Raw genomic sequence first — 17,450 nt, forward strand, 5'->3', positions numbered from 1 at the left:
CCAGGAAGGACCAGCCCGTGCGCAAGCTCTCTCCCCTCACCAAGAGCGGACTCTTCACCGGCTCCGCGATTGTCGCCGCCCTCGTCCTCGCCGCAGGAACCGCCAACGCGTCCGGTTCGTGGACCGTGACCGGCGGCGGCAGCTTCAGCGCCACGTCGACCAACTCGACGCTCACCGACCCCAGCACCGGCACCCAGCTCAAGTGCACGACGTCGACGGCGAACGGCGGCGCCGACAACGCCGTCGGCCGCGACGGCAACCAGATCGCCCACATCGACAGCATCACGTGGGCCAGCTGCTCGGGTCCGCTGGGCATCAGTTTCAACGTCACCGCGAAGAACCTGCCGTGGTACCTCAACGCCGTCAGCTACTCGGCACCGATCGTGACCGGAACGCTCACCGGCGTCGAGGCGTCCATCGGAGGGTTCGGCTGCACCGCCGACTTCGGTGGCGCGGGCGGCGCCGGCACGCCGGCCACGCTCGACGTCCAGTACAACAACACCACCCACACGCTGACGGTGCTCGGCACCGGCGACCTGACCACCTACAACGTGTCGGGCACGTGCCTCGGCCTGCTCAACAACAACGACGTGGTCTCGTACAAGGGCGACTACCCGCTGAGCCCGGCCACGCTGAACATCGTCCCCAGCTGATCGCTCGCTGAGCGCGGACGGCACATCGCATGCCGGCAGGGACCCCGACTCCGTGACCCGGAGCCGGGGTCCCTGCCCCAAGAAGGGGGCATCCATGCGACGTCGAGACGCCCCGGACGTTCAGTCAGCCGTAGGTGAGCGTCCGGAGGCGGGCGCGCTCAACCCGGGGACAACACTGCCCTCGCCCCGGGGACCGGTTACTCACTGGACGACAAAATTCCGCTTTCCCCTTGTCGGCCGGTGACAAGAAATACCCCCTCGGTGAACCCGGTGAATCTCTCCGTGTTCGATCACTTGTCTGAGCTTATTACCCGCACGTAATGTCCTGGCGCCGAGCCTGCCTTGAGGAGTTCGATGATGAGGGGTGGCGTGAGATCGCGTCGATCGGTGCGGCTCGCGGCCGTGGGTACGGCCGCGCTGGTGGCGGGGGTACTGCCGGGGACGAACTCCGCGGCGAGCGGGGGGCAGGGGGAGTTGTCGCTCTCCTACGCCTGCCAATTCGCTTCGGGCGAGCAGGACGTGACCGTCGCATTCAGCGAGCAGTTCCCGCAGACCGCGGAGGTCGGAAAGCCCATCGTGCCGGGTGACCTGACGATGGCCGTCACCGTTCCGCGCGCCGGCGTCACCGCGATACTGCCCGCGGACACCGCGTCGGTAGCCGCCAGCGGGGATCTCAAGACCCGTGTGTCGCAGGGGAGTTCCTCCGTCGACACCGACTGGTCCGGCCTCGAGGCCCAGGACACCTCGGTGGCCGGCACCGACGACCTGGTGCTGACCCTCAGCGGCAAGGTGCCGGGCGTCACGGTCAGCGCCGCCGGCGATGTCGGCTTCTCCATGGGCCAGTTGGCGCTGACCCTGCACCCGCAGCCGGCGGCCGGCGGAACGCCGACGTCACCGGATCCCGGAGCGTCGACGGCGGACACCACCGCACCGGACGCGACCGCGGCCACCGCCGCCACGGACCTCACCGGCACCTGCACACCCGACGCCACCCAGGACGCCACGCTGGCGACCGTCCACGTGCCGGGCGCGCCGGGACTGCCGGCCCCCGGCGGGTCGGGACCGTCGACCGGTACCGGGCACGGGGGGCAGGTCGCCGGACGCGCCCCCACCGGAACCGCCACCGCCACCGGCTCGGGACCGGGCAATCCGGCCGCGGCCGGGACGAGCGGGACGTCCGGCGGCAGCATCGTCCCGCAGGACGAGCCGATCCACTCCGGACTGACCACCTGCGGCAAGGTGCCGATCGCCCCGCTCGACCCGAAGCGGCTGCCGCCGGTCAACGCCGGCGCGGTCGTCCTTCCGCTGCCCGGCATGCCGCCGTTCCCGCCGGTGTCGCAGTGCGGTTTCGCGGTGGGCTTCTCGAACGTCAACAAGCTCAAGGGCGCGATGATCGTCAACGACCCGCACGCCAAGCCGGTGATGGCGGAGATCAACTCCGGCCAGCGCAAGGTGCTCGACTGGGCCCACCAGTACATCGAGGTCGACTCGATCATCGCCCTGACGCTGCCGCCGTCCCACTCCACCTTCCTCACCTACGGCTTCATGCCCACCACCGCGGACGTGGAGTTCGTGCCGCGCGGGGTGTTCACCGTGGTGCAGGTCGGCGACGACTTCTTCAACCAGCCGATCCTCACCACCATCGGCGGCTACCAGGACATCCGGATCCACAACGTGAAGATCAACGGCACGCCGCTGGACGTCGGCCCGAACTGCCACACCGCCACCCCCGTGGACGTCGTCATGCACGGACGCAAGGACGGCCAGCTCCCGGACAACGACGGCAAGCCGGACTACGACATCAAGGACGGCGGTCCGCTGACCGACGACAACCTGGTGATCCCGCCGTTCACCGGCTGTGCCTCGCACGGCGAGGACCTCGACGCGCTGTTCACCTCCGCGCTGTCCGGTCCGGGCAACTCGCTCAACATGTCGCAGGGCCACCTGTGCGACCCGGTCCAACTGCCCGTGTCGTGCCAGCCCGAGATCCAGATCCCCCCGCTCCCGCAGCGCAAGAAGTAACCCGAAGACATTCAGCGCGGGAAGCACACCGCCGCACCCGCCATCCACCCTCAACCCACCGGGAGGTGCAATGGGAATCGAAGTGATCGTCGAAGGTCTGACGAAGTCCTTTGGCAAGCAGACCGTCTGGCAGGATGTGACGCTCACTCTGCCGCCCGGCGAGGTCAGCGTGATGCTGGGGCCCTCGGGGACCGGCAAGACGGTGTTCCTGAAGTCGATCATCGGGCTGCTCAAGCCCGAGCGCGGCCGGGTGCTCGTCGGCGGCGTCGACATGGTCAACAGCCCCGAGCGGGACGTCTACGAGGCCCGCAAGATGTTCGGCCTGATGTTCCAGGACGGCGCGCTGTTCGGCTCGATGAACCTGTTCGACAACATCGCCTTCCCCTTGCGCGAGCACACCCGCAAGAAGGAGTCGGAGATCCGCCGGATCGTCATGGAGCGGATCGACATGGTCGGCCTGCTCGGCGCCGAGGGCAAGCTGCCCGGCGAGATCTCCGGCGGCATGCGCAAGCGGGCCGGGCTGGCCCGGGCACTGGTGCTCGACCCGCAGATCATCCTGTGCGACGAGCCCGACTCGGGCCTGGACCCGGTCCGCACCTCCTACATCTCGCAGCTGCTGATCGACCTCAACGCGCAGATCGACGCGACGATGCTGATCGTCACCCACAACCTCGACATCGCCTCGACGGTGCCCGACAACATGGGCATGCTCTTCCGCCGCGAACTCGTCGCGTTCGGGCCCCGCGAGCTGCTGCTGACCAGCGACGAGCCGGTCGTCCGGCAGTTCCTCAGCGGCCGGCGGGTCGGCCCGATCGGGATGTCGGAGGAGAAGGACGAGGCGACCATAGCCCTGGAGCAGCTCAACGGCGACGCCGTCGGTTCCGGTGAACCGCCCCGCATCGTCCCGCAGTTGCAGCCCAGCCCCGGGCTGCCGCCGCGGCAGGCGGTGCAGCGGCGCAAGGCGCGGGTGCTGTCGATGTGGGAGACGCTGCCGGTGTCCGCCCGCGAGGCGATCAAGGCCGGGCTCACCCCGCAGGGGGAGCCGGCATGACCGCACCCGTCCGCCCGGCGCCCGGCGTGCGCGCGCCGCGCCGCGGCTTCCCCGGCAGCGGGGCGCTGCGCGAGACCGGCCAGTTGATGACGCTCGCCGCGACCACCGTCCGGGACACCTTCCGCCGGCCGTTCCAGGTGCGCGAACTCATCGAGCAGTTCTGGTTCGTGGCCAGCGTGACGATCCTGCCCGCGGCCCTGGTGTCGATCCCGTTCGGCGCGGTGATCGCGCTGCAGGTCGGATCGCTGACGCAGCAGCTGGGCGCCCAGTCGTTCACCGGCGGCGCGAGCGTGCTGGCCGTCATCCAGCAGGCCAGCCCGCTGATCGTGGCGCTGCTCATCGCGGGCGCCGGCGGCAGCGCGATCTGCGCCGACCTCGGGTCGCGGAAGATCCGCGAGGAGCTGGACGCGATGGAGGTGATGGGCGTCTCGCCGGTGCAGCGGCTGATCGTGCCGCGGGTGCTCGCCACCATGCTCGTCGCGCTGTTCCTCAACGGCCTGGTGTCGGTGGTCGGCACCGCGGGCGGCTACTTCTTCAACGTGGTGATGCAGCACGGCACGCCCGGCGCGTACCTGTCCAGCTTCTCCGCGCTCGCCCAGCTCCCCGACCTGTACATCAGCGAGATCAAGGCGCTGATCTTCGGGTTCATCGCCGGCATCGTCGCCGCCTACCGCGGGCTGCACCCCAAGGGCGGGCCCAAGGGCGTCGGCGACGCGGTCAACCAGTCCGTCGTCATCACCTTCCTGCTGCTGTTCTTCGTGAACGTCGTGCTGACCGCGATCTACCTGCAGCTCGTCCCGCAGAAGGGAGCCTGAGCGATGGCACTGCTGGACAAGGACGCGCCGCGGTCCGAACCGCCGCCACCACCCCCGCGCGGCGCGCCCGGCGGCACCCGCTGGCTGCGCTGGCTCGACGAGACCGGCGACCACTTCATCTTCCACATCACCGCCGTGCTGTGGATCCCGCGCACCCTGCGCCGCTATCTGAAAGAGGTGCAGCGGCTGCTCGCCGAGGTGGCGTTCGGCAGCGGGGGCCTGGGCGTCATCGGCGGCACCGTCGGCGTGATGATCGGCATGACGCTGGCCACCGGCACCGTCGTCGGCCTGCAGGGCTACGCGGCGATGAACGAGCTGGGCACCACCGCGTTCACCGGCTTCATCTCCGCGTACTTCAACACCCGCGAGATCGCCCCGCTCGTCGCCGGACTCGCCCTGTCCGCCACCGTCGGCGCGGGCTTCACCGCCCAGCTCGGCGCGATGCGGATCAACGAGGAGGTCGACGCGCTGGAGGGCATGGGCGTGCGCAGCATGCCCTACCTGGTCACCACCCGGATCATCGCCGGCGTCGTCGCCATCATCCCGCTGTACGGCATCGGCCTGCTCAGCAGCTACGCCGCCTCCCGGCTGGTGACGGTGTGGGTCAACGGGCAGTCGTCCGGCACCTACGACCACTACTTCAACCAGTTCCTGTCACCGGCCGACGTGCTGCTGTCCACACTGAAGGTGCTGATCTTCAGCATCGTGGTGATCCTGGCGCACTGCTACTACGGCTACACCGCCAAGGGCGGCCCGGCCGGGGTGGGCATCGCGGTGGGCCGCTCGGTGCGCAACGCCATCGTGATCATCGCGCTCACCGACTTCTTCCTCAGCCTGGCGATCTGGGGCGCCACGACGACGGTGCGGGTGGCGGGATGACGGCCACCGACACCCGGCCGCTGGCCCCGCCGCCGCTGCGCCGCCCCCGCCGCATCACCACCGCGGGCCGCCGTACCGCCGGCATCGTCTTCCTGCTCGTGCCGGCCCTGCTGGCCTGGCTCGCCGTGGCCGTCTACGACAAGGCGTTCACCGACGAGGCCACCGTCACCGTGGAGACCGGCAGCACCGGCAACGAGATGCACCAGGGCGCCGACGTGAAGATGCGCGGCGTCGTCGTCGGCCGGGTGTCCGCCATCCACGCCGACGGGCAGGGCGCCCGGCTGACCCTGGCCCTCAAGCCCGGTGCGCTGCGCCGCATCCCGGCCGGCGTCACCGCGCAGATGCTGCCGACCACCCTGTTCGGCGAGCGCTTCGTGGCGCTGGTCCCGCCGGCCGGGACCGTCGCCGGCGGAACGACGCTGGCCGCCGGCGACACCATCGACCAGGACCGGTCCAGCAACGCCATCGAGCTGCAGCAGGTGCTGGACAACGTGATGCCGCTGCTCACCGCCGTCCAGCCGCAGAAGCTCTCCGCCACCCTCAACGCGGTCGCCACCGCGCTCGACGGCCGCGGCACCCAGCTGGGCACCACCCTCGTCCAGCTCGACCGCTACCTGACCAAGCTCAACCCCGAACTGCCCGCGCTCAACGACGACATCAAGCAGCTGGTCACCGTCAGCCACGTCTACGACGCGGCGGCGCCCGACCTCGTGCAGGCCCTCACCGAGTTCACCAGGACCAGCGGCACCATCGCCGAGGAGCGCGCGAACCTCAGCACCGTCTACGGCTCGGCCACCGCGACCTCGCAGGACCTCACCACGTACCTGCGGCAGAACAAGGACAACCTGATCCGGCTGTCCGCCGACAGCCGCGGCACCCTCGGGCTGCTCGCGAAGTACGCGCCCTCCTTCCCCTGCACCCTGCGCACCCTCGCCGACTTCGTGCCGGCCATGGACAAGGCGCTCGGCAAGGGCACCGCCCAGCCCGGGCTGCACGTCGACCTCACCTCGGTGCCCTCCCGCGGCAAGTACGTCGCCGGCCAGGACACCCCGGTGTACGACGCCGGCGGCGGCCCCACGTGCTACTCCGTCCCGTACACCGGCCACGGCACCACCCCGCTGGCCAACTCCCCGCAGGAGAACGAACTGGTCAACGAACTCCTCGCCCCGTCCCTGCACAGCTCGCCGCAGGACCTGCCGGACTGGAGCAGCCTGCTGACCGGGCCGGTCTTCCGAGGGACGGAGGTGACCGTCAAGTGAAGCGCCGCTCCCTGGTCGGGCCGATCGTCAAGTCGCTGATCTTCGTCCTGGTCACCGCGCTGGCCACCGCCGTGCTGGCGATCAGCATCGCCGGCGCCGACGTCGGCGACACCTCCGGCTACAACGCCCGGTTCACCGACACCACCGGACTGACCTCCGGCGACAGCGTCCGCATCGCCGGGGTGAAGGTCGGCCAGGTCGACTCCATCAAGGTCGTCGACCACCGGTACGCGCAGGTGCACTTCTCGGTGCAGAAGGACCGCACCCTGCCCGCCTCGGCCACCGCGACCATCAAGTACCTCAACATGGTCGGCCAGCGGTACGTCGACCTCGCGCAGGGCACCGGGCCGGTCGGCGCCGTGCTGCACCCCGGCGACACCATCCCGCTCCAGCACACCACGCCCGCACTCGACCTCACCCAGTTGTTCAACGGCTTCCAGCCGCTCTTCCAGGGCCTGTCGCCCAAGGACATCAACCAGCTGGCCGGCGAGATCGTCCAGGTGCTGCAGGGCGAGGGCGGCACCGTCGACTCGCTGATCAGCAGCGTCGGTTCGCTGACCACCACGCTGGCCGCCAAGGACCAGGTCATCGGGCAGGTCATCGACAACCTCAACTCGGTGCTGACCACCGTCAACACCCGCGAGGCCGGCTTCAACGACCTCGTCACCACGCTCCAGCAGCTCGTCACCGGCTTCTCCCAGGACCGCGAGCCGATCGGCCAGTCGATCACCGCGATCTCCCGGCTGACCACCAGCACCGCCGGACTGCTCGACGACGGGCGCGCGCCGCTGAAGGACTCCATCGCCCAACTCGGCCGGCTGTCCACCAACCTCGCCGACAGCAGCCCGCAGCTGGAGGACTTCCTGAAGAAGACCCCGCAGAAGTTCCAGGCCATCGGCCGCACCGCCAGCTACGGGTCCTGGCTCAACCTCTACCTGTGCCAGGCGACCGTCGAGGGCGTCACCACCCTCGACGGCAGCAAGCCGTCCACCGGCATAGCGATCACCGAAGCGAGGTGCCGCTCATGACGCCCGCACGCACCGGACCCCGGCGGGTCCCCGGGCTGCGCCGCCTGCTCCGCGATCCCGCGAACCGCGGCCGGCCGCTGTTCCGGCCGCTGCGCGAACGCAGCCCGGTCCTGGTCGGGGCCGTCGGCCTCGCGCTGCTGGTCCTGGTCAGCCTGGTCGCGTACAACGCCGACGCGCTGCCGGTGATCGGCGGCGGCACCTCGTACTCCGCCGACTTCAGCGAGGCGGCGGGGCTGCGGCCCGGCAACGAGGTGCGGGTCGCGGGCGTCAAGGTCGGCAAGGTCACCGGCGTCTCGCTGGACGGCGACCGGGTCAAGGTCACCTTCAAGGTCCGCCACACCTGGATCGGCGACGCCAGCACCGCCGCCATCGGCATCAAGACGCTGCTCGGCGAGAAGTACCTGGCCGTCGACCCGCTGGGCAACGCGGCGCAGAACCCCGGCACGCGCATCCCGAAGAGCCGCACCACCTCGCCGTACGACGTCACCCAGGCGTTCAACGGCCTGGGGCAGACGCTCGGCGCGATCGACACGCAGAAGCTGGCCACCAGCTTCCAGACGATCTCCGACACGTTCAAGGACACCCCCGCGTCGGTGCGCAGCGCCGCCACCGGGCTGTCGGACCTGTCGCGGACCATCTCCAGCCGGGACGCCCAGCTCGCCAACCTGCTGGCCGGCAGCAAGCAGCTCACCAAGACCCTGTCGGACCAGAACGGCCGCTTCCAGCAACTCCTCACCGACGGCAACCTGCTGCTGTCCGAGGTCCAGCAGCGGCGCGACGCCATCCACTCGCTGCTCACCGGCACCGAGGCGCTGGGCACCCAGCTGGGCGGCCTGGTCGCCGACAACAACCGCCAGCTGGGGCCGACCCTGGACGCGCTGGACCGGGTCACCTCCGTGCTGACGGCCAACCAGTCCAGCCTCGACAAGGTGCTCGCGCTGGCCGGCCCGTACTACCGCATCGTCGGCAACACCCTCGGCAACGGACGCTGGTTCGACAGCTACCTGTGCGGCCTGGTGCCGAAGAGCTACCTGCCCGCGGGCACCCCGCCGGCCACCGGATGCATGCCGCCCAAGGCGACAGGAGGCACCTCATGATGTCGGCCCGTCCCCTGCGGCGGCTCCTGCCCGGGCGGTCCGGACGGTCCGCCCGGCCCGCCGGCGAGCGCCCGGACCGGCGGCGCACCGCCCTGCGGATCGGCGTCGTGGCCACGGTCCTCGCCGTGGTCGCCGCGGCCGCGACGGCCGCCGGCGTGTGGGCGTTCGGCGGACCCGACGGCCCGCACGTCACCGCGTACTTCGACCGCACCGTCGGCGTCTACAAGGGATCCGACGTGCGGGTGCTCGGTGTGAAGGTCGGCACCGTCACGTCCGTGCAGCCGCAGGGCAAGCAGGTCAAGGTGGTGCTCGCCCTCGACCACGGTGTGAAGATCCCGGCGAAGGCCGGCGCGGTCGTGGTCGCGCCCAGCGTCGTCGCCGACCGCTACGTCCAGCTCACCCCCGCCTACACCGGCGGCCCGCGGCTGGAGGACCAGGACGAGATCCCGGCGACCCGCACCGCCACCCCGGTCGAGGTCGACCAGCTCTACGACAGCATCACCCAGCTCAGCACCGCCCTCGGGCCCAACGGCGCCAACGCCACCGGCGCGCTGTCCCGGCTGCTCGACACCGGCGCGCAGAACCTCGACGGCAACGGCAAGGCGATCGGCGACAGCATCGCCCAGCTCGGTGCCGCCTCCAAGACGCTGGACGGGCACAGCGGCGACCTGTTCGCCACCCTGTCCTACCTGCAGTCCTTCACCTCGATGCTGAAGGACAACGACGGCAAGGTGAAGGCCGCCACCGACCAGCTGTCCACCGTCACCGGCTTCCTCGCCGACGACAAGGAGGACCTCGGCGGCGCCCTGCAGCAACTGTCCACCGCGCTCGGCCAGGTGAAGAGCTTCATCCAGGACAACCGCACCCGGCTGAAGACCAGCATCGCCAAGCTCGCGCCGATCACCCAGACCCTGGTCGACCAGCGGGCCTCGCTCGCCGAACTCCTGGACACCGCACCGCTCGCCGCCGACAACGTGCTCAACGCCTACGACCCGCAGCACGGCACCCTCGACGGCCGTGCCAACATCAACGAGCTGAGCATGGGACCGAACCTGACCACCGCGAGCACCGCCATCACCAGCGGCGACGGCACCACCGCGGGCACGTCCGGCACCACGCCGACCTCCTCCACCCTGCAACCGGTCGCGCCGGGCACGAGCACCCTGCCGCTGCCCCTGCCGCCGGTCGGCACCGTCTACGGCAGCACGCCGGCCAAGGGAGCGGCCCGATGAGACGGCCCATCACCGCGGCGGCCGGCGGCGCCGTCCTCGCCCTGGCCCTGACCGGCTGCGGCATCGGCGGCGTCCAGAACCTCCCGCTGCCCGGCGGCGCGAACCTGGGCGCCCACCCCTACACCGTCAAGGCCCGGTTCGCCGACGTCCTCGACCTCGTCCCGCAGTCCTCGGTCCGCGTCAACGACGTCGCCGTCGGCCGGGTCACCGGCATCTCGCTCGGCTCCGACGGCTGGTCGGCGGTGGTCACCATGAAGGTCAACGGCAAGGTGGACCTGCCCGCGAACGCCTACGCGCACCTGGAGCAGTCCAGCCTCCTCGGCGAGAAGTACGTGCAGCTGTCCGGGCCGCCGTCCGGCGAGGCCGCCACCGGGCGGCTGGGCGGCGGCGCGACGATCCCGCTGTCGCACACCAACCGCAACCCCGAGGTCGAGGAGGTCTTCGGCGCCCTGTCGATGCTGCTCAACGGCGGCGGCATCCAGCAGCTGAAGACCATCAGCACCGAACTCGACAAGGCGCTCACCGGCAACGAACCGCAGATCCGGGACATGCTCACCCAGGTCGACACCCTCGTCTCCGACCTCGACACCCACAAGCAGGACATCACCGACGCCCTCGACGGCGTCAACCAGCTGTCCGACACCCTGGCCACCCGCGACCGCGCGATCGGCACCGTGCTCACCGGGCTCAGCCCCGGCCTGAAGGTGCTCGACCAGCAGCGCGGCTCGCTGGTCACCATGCTCCGCTCGCTCGACACCCTCTCCGGGGTCGCGGTGGACACCGTCGACCGGAGCAAGGACGACATGGTCGCCGACCTCAAGGCGCTCGCCCCGACCCTGCAACGCCTCGCCGACGCCGGCAAGGACCTGCCGGACTCCCTCCAGGTGCTGCTCACCTACCCGTTCACCGACGAGGTGCTCAACGGCGTCAAGGGCGACTACCTCAACGTGTACCTGGACCTGACCGCCGCCCCGGGCACCCAGCTCGTGCCCGCCCTGCTGCCGGACGACAGCACCTACCCCGACGTCGGCCCGATCTACACGCCGAGCGCGCTGAAGAAGCAGAAGGAGTCCCTCCCGCTGCCGCTGCCGTCGGTCACCACCACGAGGGGCGGCCGCTGATGCTCACCAAGACCACCATCGCCAAGAACATCGCCTTCCTGCTGATCGCCGTCCTCGTCCTCGGCTACATCGGCGTCCGGTACGCCGACCTCGGCCGCTACGTCGGGCTGCGCGGCTACTACACCGTCAACGTCCAACTCCCGGAGACCGGCGGCCTGTTCACCAACGCCGACGTCACCTACCGCGGCGTGTCGGTGGGGCGCGTCGGCCCGGTGACGCTCACCGGCGACGGCGTCGAGGCGTCCCTGCGCATCGACGACTCCGCCCCGCACATCCCCGCGGACCTCAAGGCCGTCGTGGCGAACCTCTCGGCGGTCGGCGAGGAGTACATCGACCTCCAGCCGAGCACCGACCAGCCGCCGTACCTGCACGACGGTTCGCGCATCACCCGGGCCGACGCCCGCATCCCCGCGCCCGTCACCAACCTGCTCACCAGCGTCAACGACCTCGCCGGCTCGGTACCGCTGAACTCCCTGCGCACGGTGGTCGACGAGTTCGGCAAGGCGTTCAACGGGCAGGCGGGCAACCTGCAGTCGCTGCTCGACAGCAGCGGCCACTTCATCTCCGCCGCCGACCGCAACCTGCCGGGCAACACCCAGCTCATGGTCGACGCGCAGACGGTGCTGCGCACCCAGGCCGACGAGGGCGACGCCTTCACCTCCTTCGCCTCCAGCGCCAACCAGCTCGCCGCGCAGCTCAACACCTCCGACACCGACCTGCGCCGGCTGATCGCCGCGGCCCCCGAGGCGGCCGGGCAGGTCACCGCGCTGCTGCGGGACGTCGGCCCGGACCTGAGCGTGGTGCTGGCGAACCTGCTGACCACCTCCGACGTGGCGGTGACCCGGCAGGACGGCATCCGGGAGTTCCTGGTCAAGGTGCCGGCGGTCGCCGCGGCCGGCTCCACCGCGATCACCTCCCAGGGCGTGCACTTCGGCATGGCGGTCACCTTCTTCTCGCCGCTGCCCTGCACCTCCGGATACGGCGGCACCACGTACCGCAACGGCCTGGACACCAGCGCGCCCGCCACCGCGTTCAACACCGCGGCCCGCTGCACCGCACCCGCCTCGTCCGGCATCGACGTACGCGGCTCGGCGCACGCGCCCGGCGGCGCGTCGGTCCCGGACCCCGTCCAGCCCGGCTCGGTCCTGCCCACGGCGACCTCGGCCACCACCTCGGGCAGCGCGCCGGCCGGCACCCGCACGGCCACCGCAGGACCGCTGCTGCCCGGCGCGCTGGGCCTGCCGGGACTGCCGTCCGGCGGACCCACCACCCTCGCCGGCCTGCTCGGTCTGGAGGACACCCCGTGACCACACCTGCAACCCCCGCGTGGGCCGCGGTCCGGCGCCGGGCCACCCTGGTCTGGACGGCCGGCTGGACGGTGGCCGCGCTGCTCCTCGGCCTGGCCGCCTGGTCGTACGCGACCACCCGCGGCGACGACGCGCTGCGCTTCGGCAAGGCGCGCGACGCCGCACTGGGCGCCGGCCGGCAGGACATCGCGCGGCTGAACACCGTGGACGCCGCGCACCTGGACCGCGACCTGGGCCTGTGGCTGGACGCGACCACCGGGCCGCTGCACGACCAGCTGACGCGTACCCACTCCGCGGACGCCGACCAGTTGAAGGCGTCGGGCACGTCGACCCGCGGCACCGTCACCGACGCGGCCGTCACCGAGCTCGACACCCGGGCGGGGACGGCCAAGGTGATCGCGACCGTCCAGGTCCGGGTCACCCCGAAGGACGGCGCCGCCACCACCGACCGCAAGCGCTTCGAGGCGGGCCTGTCCCGCACCGGCGGCTCCTGGAAGCTCACCGCGCTCACCGCGGTGCCGGTCGGGGCGAGCTGAGGACGGCATGGGCGACAGGGACGACGTGAAGGAGGCGGTGGGGGTGGGCACGACCGACCAGGGCACCGCGGGCACGGCGGGCACCGCGGGGGTGCCGCGTGCGGGTGCCGCGCGAGTGGCGGAGGTCGCGGGCGACGCGGGCGCCGCGGTGGCGGCGGACCTCGGGGAGGCCGGGGAGACGGGGGGCCAGGCGGCCCAGACCATCGCCGCGGATCCGGTGGGCGGCCCGTCGGATACCGCCGATGGCGCCGATGCGGCTGACCGCACGGGATCGTCCGGCCGCACGGATCCCGCCGACGGTACGGATTCCGCGGACGCTGCGGAGGACCGGGACGAGGTGGAGGACCGGGACGCCGCCGGGGCCCTCGTTCCCGCGCCGCGCACCTCGCCGGAGAACGCCGCCGCCGACCCACCGCCGCGCCGCCGCCGGTGGCCGCGGCGCAGGACCGTCGCCACGGCGCTGCTCGCGCTCGCCGTGCTGCTGGCCGGCGTTCTGCTGTACGCGGCCCAGCAGTTGAAGGACCCGGCGGCCACCGGCAACCGGGCGCTCACCGACACCGCCGCCACGGACCAGGTCAGCGGCGACGTCAGCAACGCGCTGAGCCGGATCTTCGCGTACACCCCGCAGGACACCCAGTCCACGGCCCAGGCCGCCCGCGACCTGCTGGCCGGCCCGGCGGCCACCCAGTACCAGCAGCTGTTCTCCCGGATCCGGCAGCAGGTCGCCGACCAGAAACTCACCCTGACCACCCGGGTGGTCAGGGCAGGCGTCGTCTCGCTGACGTCCGGCCGCGCGCGGCTGCTGGTCTTCCTCGACCAGACCGCGCAGCGCGCCGGCGGCACCGCGACCAGCGCCGCCGCCCAACTGTCGGTGACCGCCGAGTACTCCGGCGGCCGCTGGCGCATCACCGATCTCAAGGCCCGGTAGGGGAGAGGCAGATGGTACGACGCAGGAGCGGCGGCAGCGCACCGGCCGCGGACGGCATCTCCGCCGAGGACGCGGGAACGGCCGCCGAGGCGCGCGCGGGCAGCACGGCGGTGGCCGTGGCGGAGCCGGAGGCCGGGGCGGTGGCGGAAGCGGCAGCGGGCGAGGTCGCGGACGCCTCGGGCGAGGCGGTTCCCGGCGGTGCGCCGGCCGATGAGGCGGTGACGGCGCCCGCGGAGAAGGGCGAGGCGCGCGGCGCGGTGACGGAGACCCCGGAAGAGGGATCCGCGGAGACGGGAGCCGCCGAGGTCGGGGCTCAGGAGGCCGGGGCCGCGGAGGCCGCTGCTCCGGAGAAGGCGGGCGCGGCGCCCGCCGGGAAGGCCGTGGCGTCTGCGAAGGAGAGCGTGGCCGGCGCGGCGGTGGGGGAGCGCGCGACGGCCGCGAAGGCCGGGTCCGACCGGGGGGACAAGGGTCCGGCCGGGCCGGCCGGCGCGGGGCGGCAGCCCGCGCCGGCACGGCGCCCGGTGCTCGTGGCGGCCGTGGTCCTCGCCCTGGTGGCCGCCCTCGCCGCGGCCTGGACCGGCTGGTCCTGGTACGGCGCCGCGCACGACGGAGACGCGGGCTTCGCGCGGGCCCGCGACACCGTGCTGGCGGCCGGCGAGCAGGCCGTGCAGAACATGAACACCCTCAACCACAACGACCTCGGGCACGGCCTGGACGTGTGGGAGGCCAGCACCACCGGCGACCTGCACAGCCAACTCGTCCAGGGGCGGGCCGACTTCGAGAAGCAGGTCCAGCTCGCGCAGACCGACAGCACGGCGAAGGTGCTGTCCGGCGCGGTCACCGAACTCGACACCCGCACCGGCAAGGCGAGCGTGATGGTCGCCCTGCAGATCACCGTGCAGGCGCCCAAGAGCAAGCCGTCGGTGAAGGAGAGCCGGCTGGTCGCCGAGCTGACCCGCACGGCGGCCGGCTGGAAGCTCAGCGCGCTCGGCCAGGCGCCGATGGGCGACAGCGCGGCGTCCGGCGACGGCTCGTCGACCGGATCCACCGCGGCCCCCGGCACCACCGCGTCCCACGCCCCCGCCGCCCCCACCACCAAGCCGTCGACCAGCGGCCGCTGACCGCCATCTGAGAGAGGACCGGCCCGGACATGTCGACGACCCGCCATCTGATCAACCGCCAACGCCGTCTCGCGGCGGCCGCCACGACGGCCCAGCCGCGTACCGTACGGCCCGCGGCCGTGCGGGCCGGAGCCGTCGCCGCGGAGCCCGCCCAAGCGCCCGAAGCCGCCGCGGCCGGGGACGCCGCGTCCGAAGCCGCCGCGGCAGCACCGGGGACCCCCGCCGCCCCCGGGACGTCCGCGAAGCCCGGTCCCGCCAACGAGGCCGCGCCTCCGGACCGGCCCGCGGCCGCCGCCCGCGGTCCGCGCCGGCGCCGCCTCCCGCTGCCCACCGTCATGACCGTGGTGCTCGCCGTCGTCACCGTGCTGCTCGGCGGCTTCGCCGCCCTCGCCTCGGCGAAGGCGTCGTCGCTGCACGACTCGTCGGACACCGGCAACACCGCGCTGACCGACAATGCCAGGACGAGCGAGATCAAGGGGGCCGTCGCCCAGGACGTCAACGCCGTCTTCTCCTACGACTACGCCGACACCGCGAAGACCGACGCGGCGGCCCGGCGGCTGCTGACCGGGAACGCCGTCCAGCAGTACGCCGGCATGCTCGCCCAGGTCCGCGCGCAGGCCCCGAAGCAGAAGCTCGTGCTGACCACGACCGTCACCAGCACCGGCGTCCAGACGATCACCGGCGACCGGGCCCGGGTGCTGGTCTACGCCGATCAGCGCAACACCAGCACGGCCGCGGGCAGCGGCGGGACGACCTACGCGGCGGCCATGTTCGCGGTCGACGCGGTGCGGCAGGGCGGCACATGGAAGATCGCCTCCATCGACACCTTCGGCTGACGTCCACCGGCAGGCACTATGGGAATGAGCAGGCCTGCAACACATGGGAAACCGTGTGGTGCAATGCTCGTGATCCCCCGATGCGGACTCCGGCGGGGGGTGGTGGCCTGACCGGCAAGGATGGATGGAAACCGACATGGACAAGCAGCAGGAGTTCGTCCTCCGCACCCTTGAGGAGCGGGACATCCGCTTCGTTCGGCTGTGGTTCACCGATGTGCTCGGCTACCTGAAGTCGGTGGCCGTGGCCCCCGCCGAACTGGAGCAGGCCTTCGACGAGGGTATCGGCTTCGACGGCTCCGCCATCGAGGGCTTCGCCCGGGTGTACGAGTCCGACATGATCGCCAAGCCCGACCCGGGGACGTTCCAGGTGCTGCCGTGGCGCGCCGAGGCCCCCGGCACCGCCCGGATGTTCTGCGACATCCTCATGCCCGACGGCTCCCCGTCGTACGCCGACCCCCGCTACGTCCTCAAGCGGGCGCTGGCCAAGACCTCCGACCTGGGGTTCACCTTCTACACGCACCCCGAGATCGAGTTCTACCTGCTCAAGGACAAGCCGCTGGACGGCGGCCGGCCCACCCCCGCCGACAACTCCGGCTACTTCGACCACACGCCGCAGAACGTCGGCATGGACTTCCGCCGCACCGCCATCACCATGCTGGAGTCGATGGGCATCTCGGTGGAGTTCTCCCACCACGAGGGCGCCCCCGGGCAGCAGGAGATCGACCTGCGGTACGCGGACGCGCTGTCCACGGCCGACAACATCATGACGTTCCGGCTGGTGATGAAGCAGGTGGCGCTGGAGCAGGGCGTGCACGCCACGTTCATGCCCAAGCCGTTCTCCGAGCACCCGGGCTCGGGCATGCACACCCACCTCTCCCTCTTCGAGGGCGACCGCAACGCCTTCTACGAGTCCGGCTCGGAGTTCCAGCTCTCCAAGGTCGGCCGGTCCTTCATCGCCGGGCTGCTGCGGCACGCCGGGGAGATCTCCGCGGTCACCAACCAGTGGGTCAACTCCTACAAGCGCATCTGGGGCGGCTCGCAGCGCACCGCGGGCGCCGGCGGCGAGGCCCCCTCGTACATCTGCTGGGGCCACAACAACCGCTCGGCGCTGATCCGGGTCCCCATGTACAAGCCCGGCAAGACCGGCTCCACCCGGGTCGAGGTCCGCTCCCTGGACGCCGGCGCCAACCCCTACCTGTCCTACGCGGTGCTGCTCGCCGCCGGCATGAAGGGCATCCAGGAGGGCTACGAGCTGCCCCCCGGCGCCGACGACGACGTGTGGGCCCTCACCGACGCGGAGCGCCGTGCGCTGGGCATCGAGCCGCTCCCGCAGAACCTGGGCGAGGCCATCGCCCTCATGGAGCGCAGCGAACTGGTCGCCGAGACCCTCGGCGAGCACGTCTTCGACTTCTTCCTGCGCAACAAGAAGCAGGAGTGGGAGGAGTACCGCTCCCAGGTCACCCCCTTCGAGCTCATCAAGAACCTCCCGGTGCTGTAACCGCAGGTCAGCCCGCTTCCTCCTTCTCCCCGCCGCGGGGCGACGCCTTCCAGCCGTCGCCCCGCAG

General features: G+C 71.8%; 15 protein-coding genes and 1 pseudogene. All 16 read left to right on the plus strand.

Features of this window, described 5'->3' with window-relative positions:
* Positions 1-17: 17 nt before the first annotated feature.
* The 16 genes and pseudogenes from ACH4TG_RS01950 to ACH4TG_RS02025 all read left to right on the plus strand — a co-directional run bounded on the left by ACH4TG_RS01950 (position 18) and on the right by ACH4TG_RS02025 (position 17,383).
* Positions 18-653: a hypothetical protein gene (locus ACH4TG_RS01950; RefSeq protein WP_398239784.1), complete on the plus strand. Its 636-nt coding sequence runs from the start codon at positions 18-20 to the stop codon at positions 651-653.
* A gap of 369 nt (positions 654-1,022) precedes the next feature.
* A complete protein-coding gene (locus ACH4TG_RS01955; RefSeq protein ID WP_398239786.1) occupies positions 1,023-2,675 on the plus strand; it encodes a DUF6801 domain-containing protein in 1,653 nt (550 codons plus the stop codon).
* A 70-nt stretch (positions 2,676-2,745) separates the two neighbouring features.
* Positions 2,746-3,726, plus strand: coding sequence for an ABC transporter ATP-binding protein (locus ACH4TG_RS01960; protein ID WP_398239787.1), 981 nt, complete (start codon positions 2,746-2,748; stop codon positions 3,724-3,726).
* The gene (locus ACH4TG_RS01965) at positions 3,723-4,541 is read left to right on the plus strand and encodes an MlaE family ABC transporter permease (protein ID WP_398239789.1); all 819 of its coding nucleotides are present in this window, start codon (positions 3,723-3,725) and stop codon (positions 4,539-4,541) included. The genes ACH4TG_RS01960 and ACH4TG_RS01965 overlap by 4 nt, the downstream gene beginning before the upstream one ends.
* Before the next feature lie 3 nt (positions 4,542-4,544).
* A complete protein-coding gene (locus tag ACH4TG_RS01970; protein WP_398239791.1) occupies positions 4,545-5,420 on the plus strand; it encodes an MlaE family ABC transporter permease in 876 nt (291 codons plus the stop codon).
* Positions 5,417-6,679, plus strand: a complete 1,263-nt coding sequence (locus ACH4TG_RS01975; RefSeq protein ID WP_398239793.1) for an MCE family protein — start codon at positions 5,417-5,419, stop codon at positions 6,677-6,679. Before ACH4TG_RS01970 ends, ACH4TG_RS01975 begins: the two co-directional genes overlap by 4 nt.
* On the plus strand, positions 6,676-7,707 hold the full coding sequence (locus ACH4TG_RS01980; RefSeq protein ID WP_398239794.1) for an MCE family protein: 1,032 nt from the start codon (positions 6,676-6,678) through the stop codon (positions 7,705-7,707). Before ACH4TG_RS01975 ends, ACH4TG_RS01980 begins: the two co-directional genes overlap by 4 nt.
* Complete coding sequence (locus ACH4TG_RS01985; protein WP_398239796.1) at positions 7,704-8,804, plus strand: MCE family protein; 1,101 nt, start codon at positions 7,704-7,706, stop codon at positions 8,802-8,804. Before ACH4TG_RS01980 ends, ACH4TG_RS01985 begins: the two co-directional genes overlap by 4 nt.
* The gene (locus ACH4TG_RS01990; protein WP_398239797.1) at positions 8,801-10,036 is read left to right on the plus strand and encodes an MCE family protein; all 1,236 of its coding nucleotides are present in this window, start codon (positions 8,801-8,803) and stop codon (positions 10,034-10,036) included. Before ACH4TG_RS01985 ends, ACH4TG_RS01990 begins: the two co-directional genes overlap by 4 nt.
* Positions 10,033-11,157, plus strand: coding sequence for an MCE family protein (locus tag ACH4TG_RS01995; RefSeq protein ID WP_398239798.1), 1,125 nt, complete (start codon positions 10,033-10,035; stop codon positions 11,155-11,157). The genes ACH4TG_RS01990 and ACH4TG_RS01995 overlap by 4 nt, the downstream gene beginning before the upstream one ends.
* A complete protein-coding gene (locus ACH4TG_RS02000; RefSeq protein WP_398239799.1) occupies positions 11,157-12,464 on the plus strand; it encodes an MCE family protein in 1,308 nt (435 codons plus the stop codon). Before ACH4TG_RS01995 ends, ACH4TG_RS02000 begins: the two co-directional genes overlap by 1 nt.
* A gap of 47 nt (positions 12,465-12,511) precedes the next feature.
* Positions 12,512-13,000 carry a hypothetical protein gene (locus ACH4TG_RS02005; protein WP_398240456.1) on the plus strand — a complete coding sequence of 163 codons (489 nt, stop codon included), beginning with the start codon at positions 12,512-12,514 and terminating at the stop codon, positions 12,998-13,000.
* A 7-nt stretch (positions 13,001-13,007) separates the two neighbouring features.
* Positions 13,008-13,928, plus strand: a complete 921-nt coding sequence (locus ACH4TG_RS02010; protein WP_398239800.1) for a hypothetical protein — start codon at positions 13,008-13,010, stop codon at positions 13,926-13,928.
* Positions 13,929-14,449: 521 nt separating this feature from the next.
* Positions 14,450-14,944: pseudogene (locus tag ACH4TG_RS02015) on the plus strand (hypothetical protein); the annotation flags it as partial.
* A 134-nt stretch (positions 14,945-15,078) separates the two neighbouring features.
* Complete coding sequence (locus ACH4TG_RS02020) at positions 15,079-15,885, plus strand: hypothetical protein (RefSeq protein WP_398239801.1); 807 nt, start codon at positions 15,079-15,081, stop codon at positions 15,883-15,885.
* A 136-nt stretch (positions 15,886-16,021) separates the two neighbouring features.
* The gene (locus ACH4TG_RS02025) at positions 16,022-17,383 is read left to right on the plus strand and encodes a glutamine synthetase family protein (RefSeq protein WP_398240458.1); all 1,362 of its coding nucleotides are present in this window, start codon (positions 16,022-16,024) and stop codon (positions 17,381-17,383) included.
* Positions 17,384-17,450: the final 67 nt, after the last annotated feature.

This window comes from Streptomyces sp. NPDC020917, from assembly GCF_044333795.1.
Classification (GTDB): Bacteria; Actinomycetota; Actinomycetes; order Streptomycetales; family Streptomycetaceae; genus Actinacidiphila.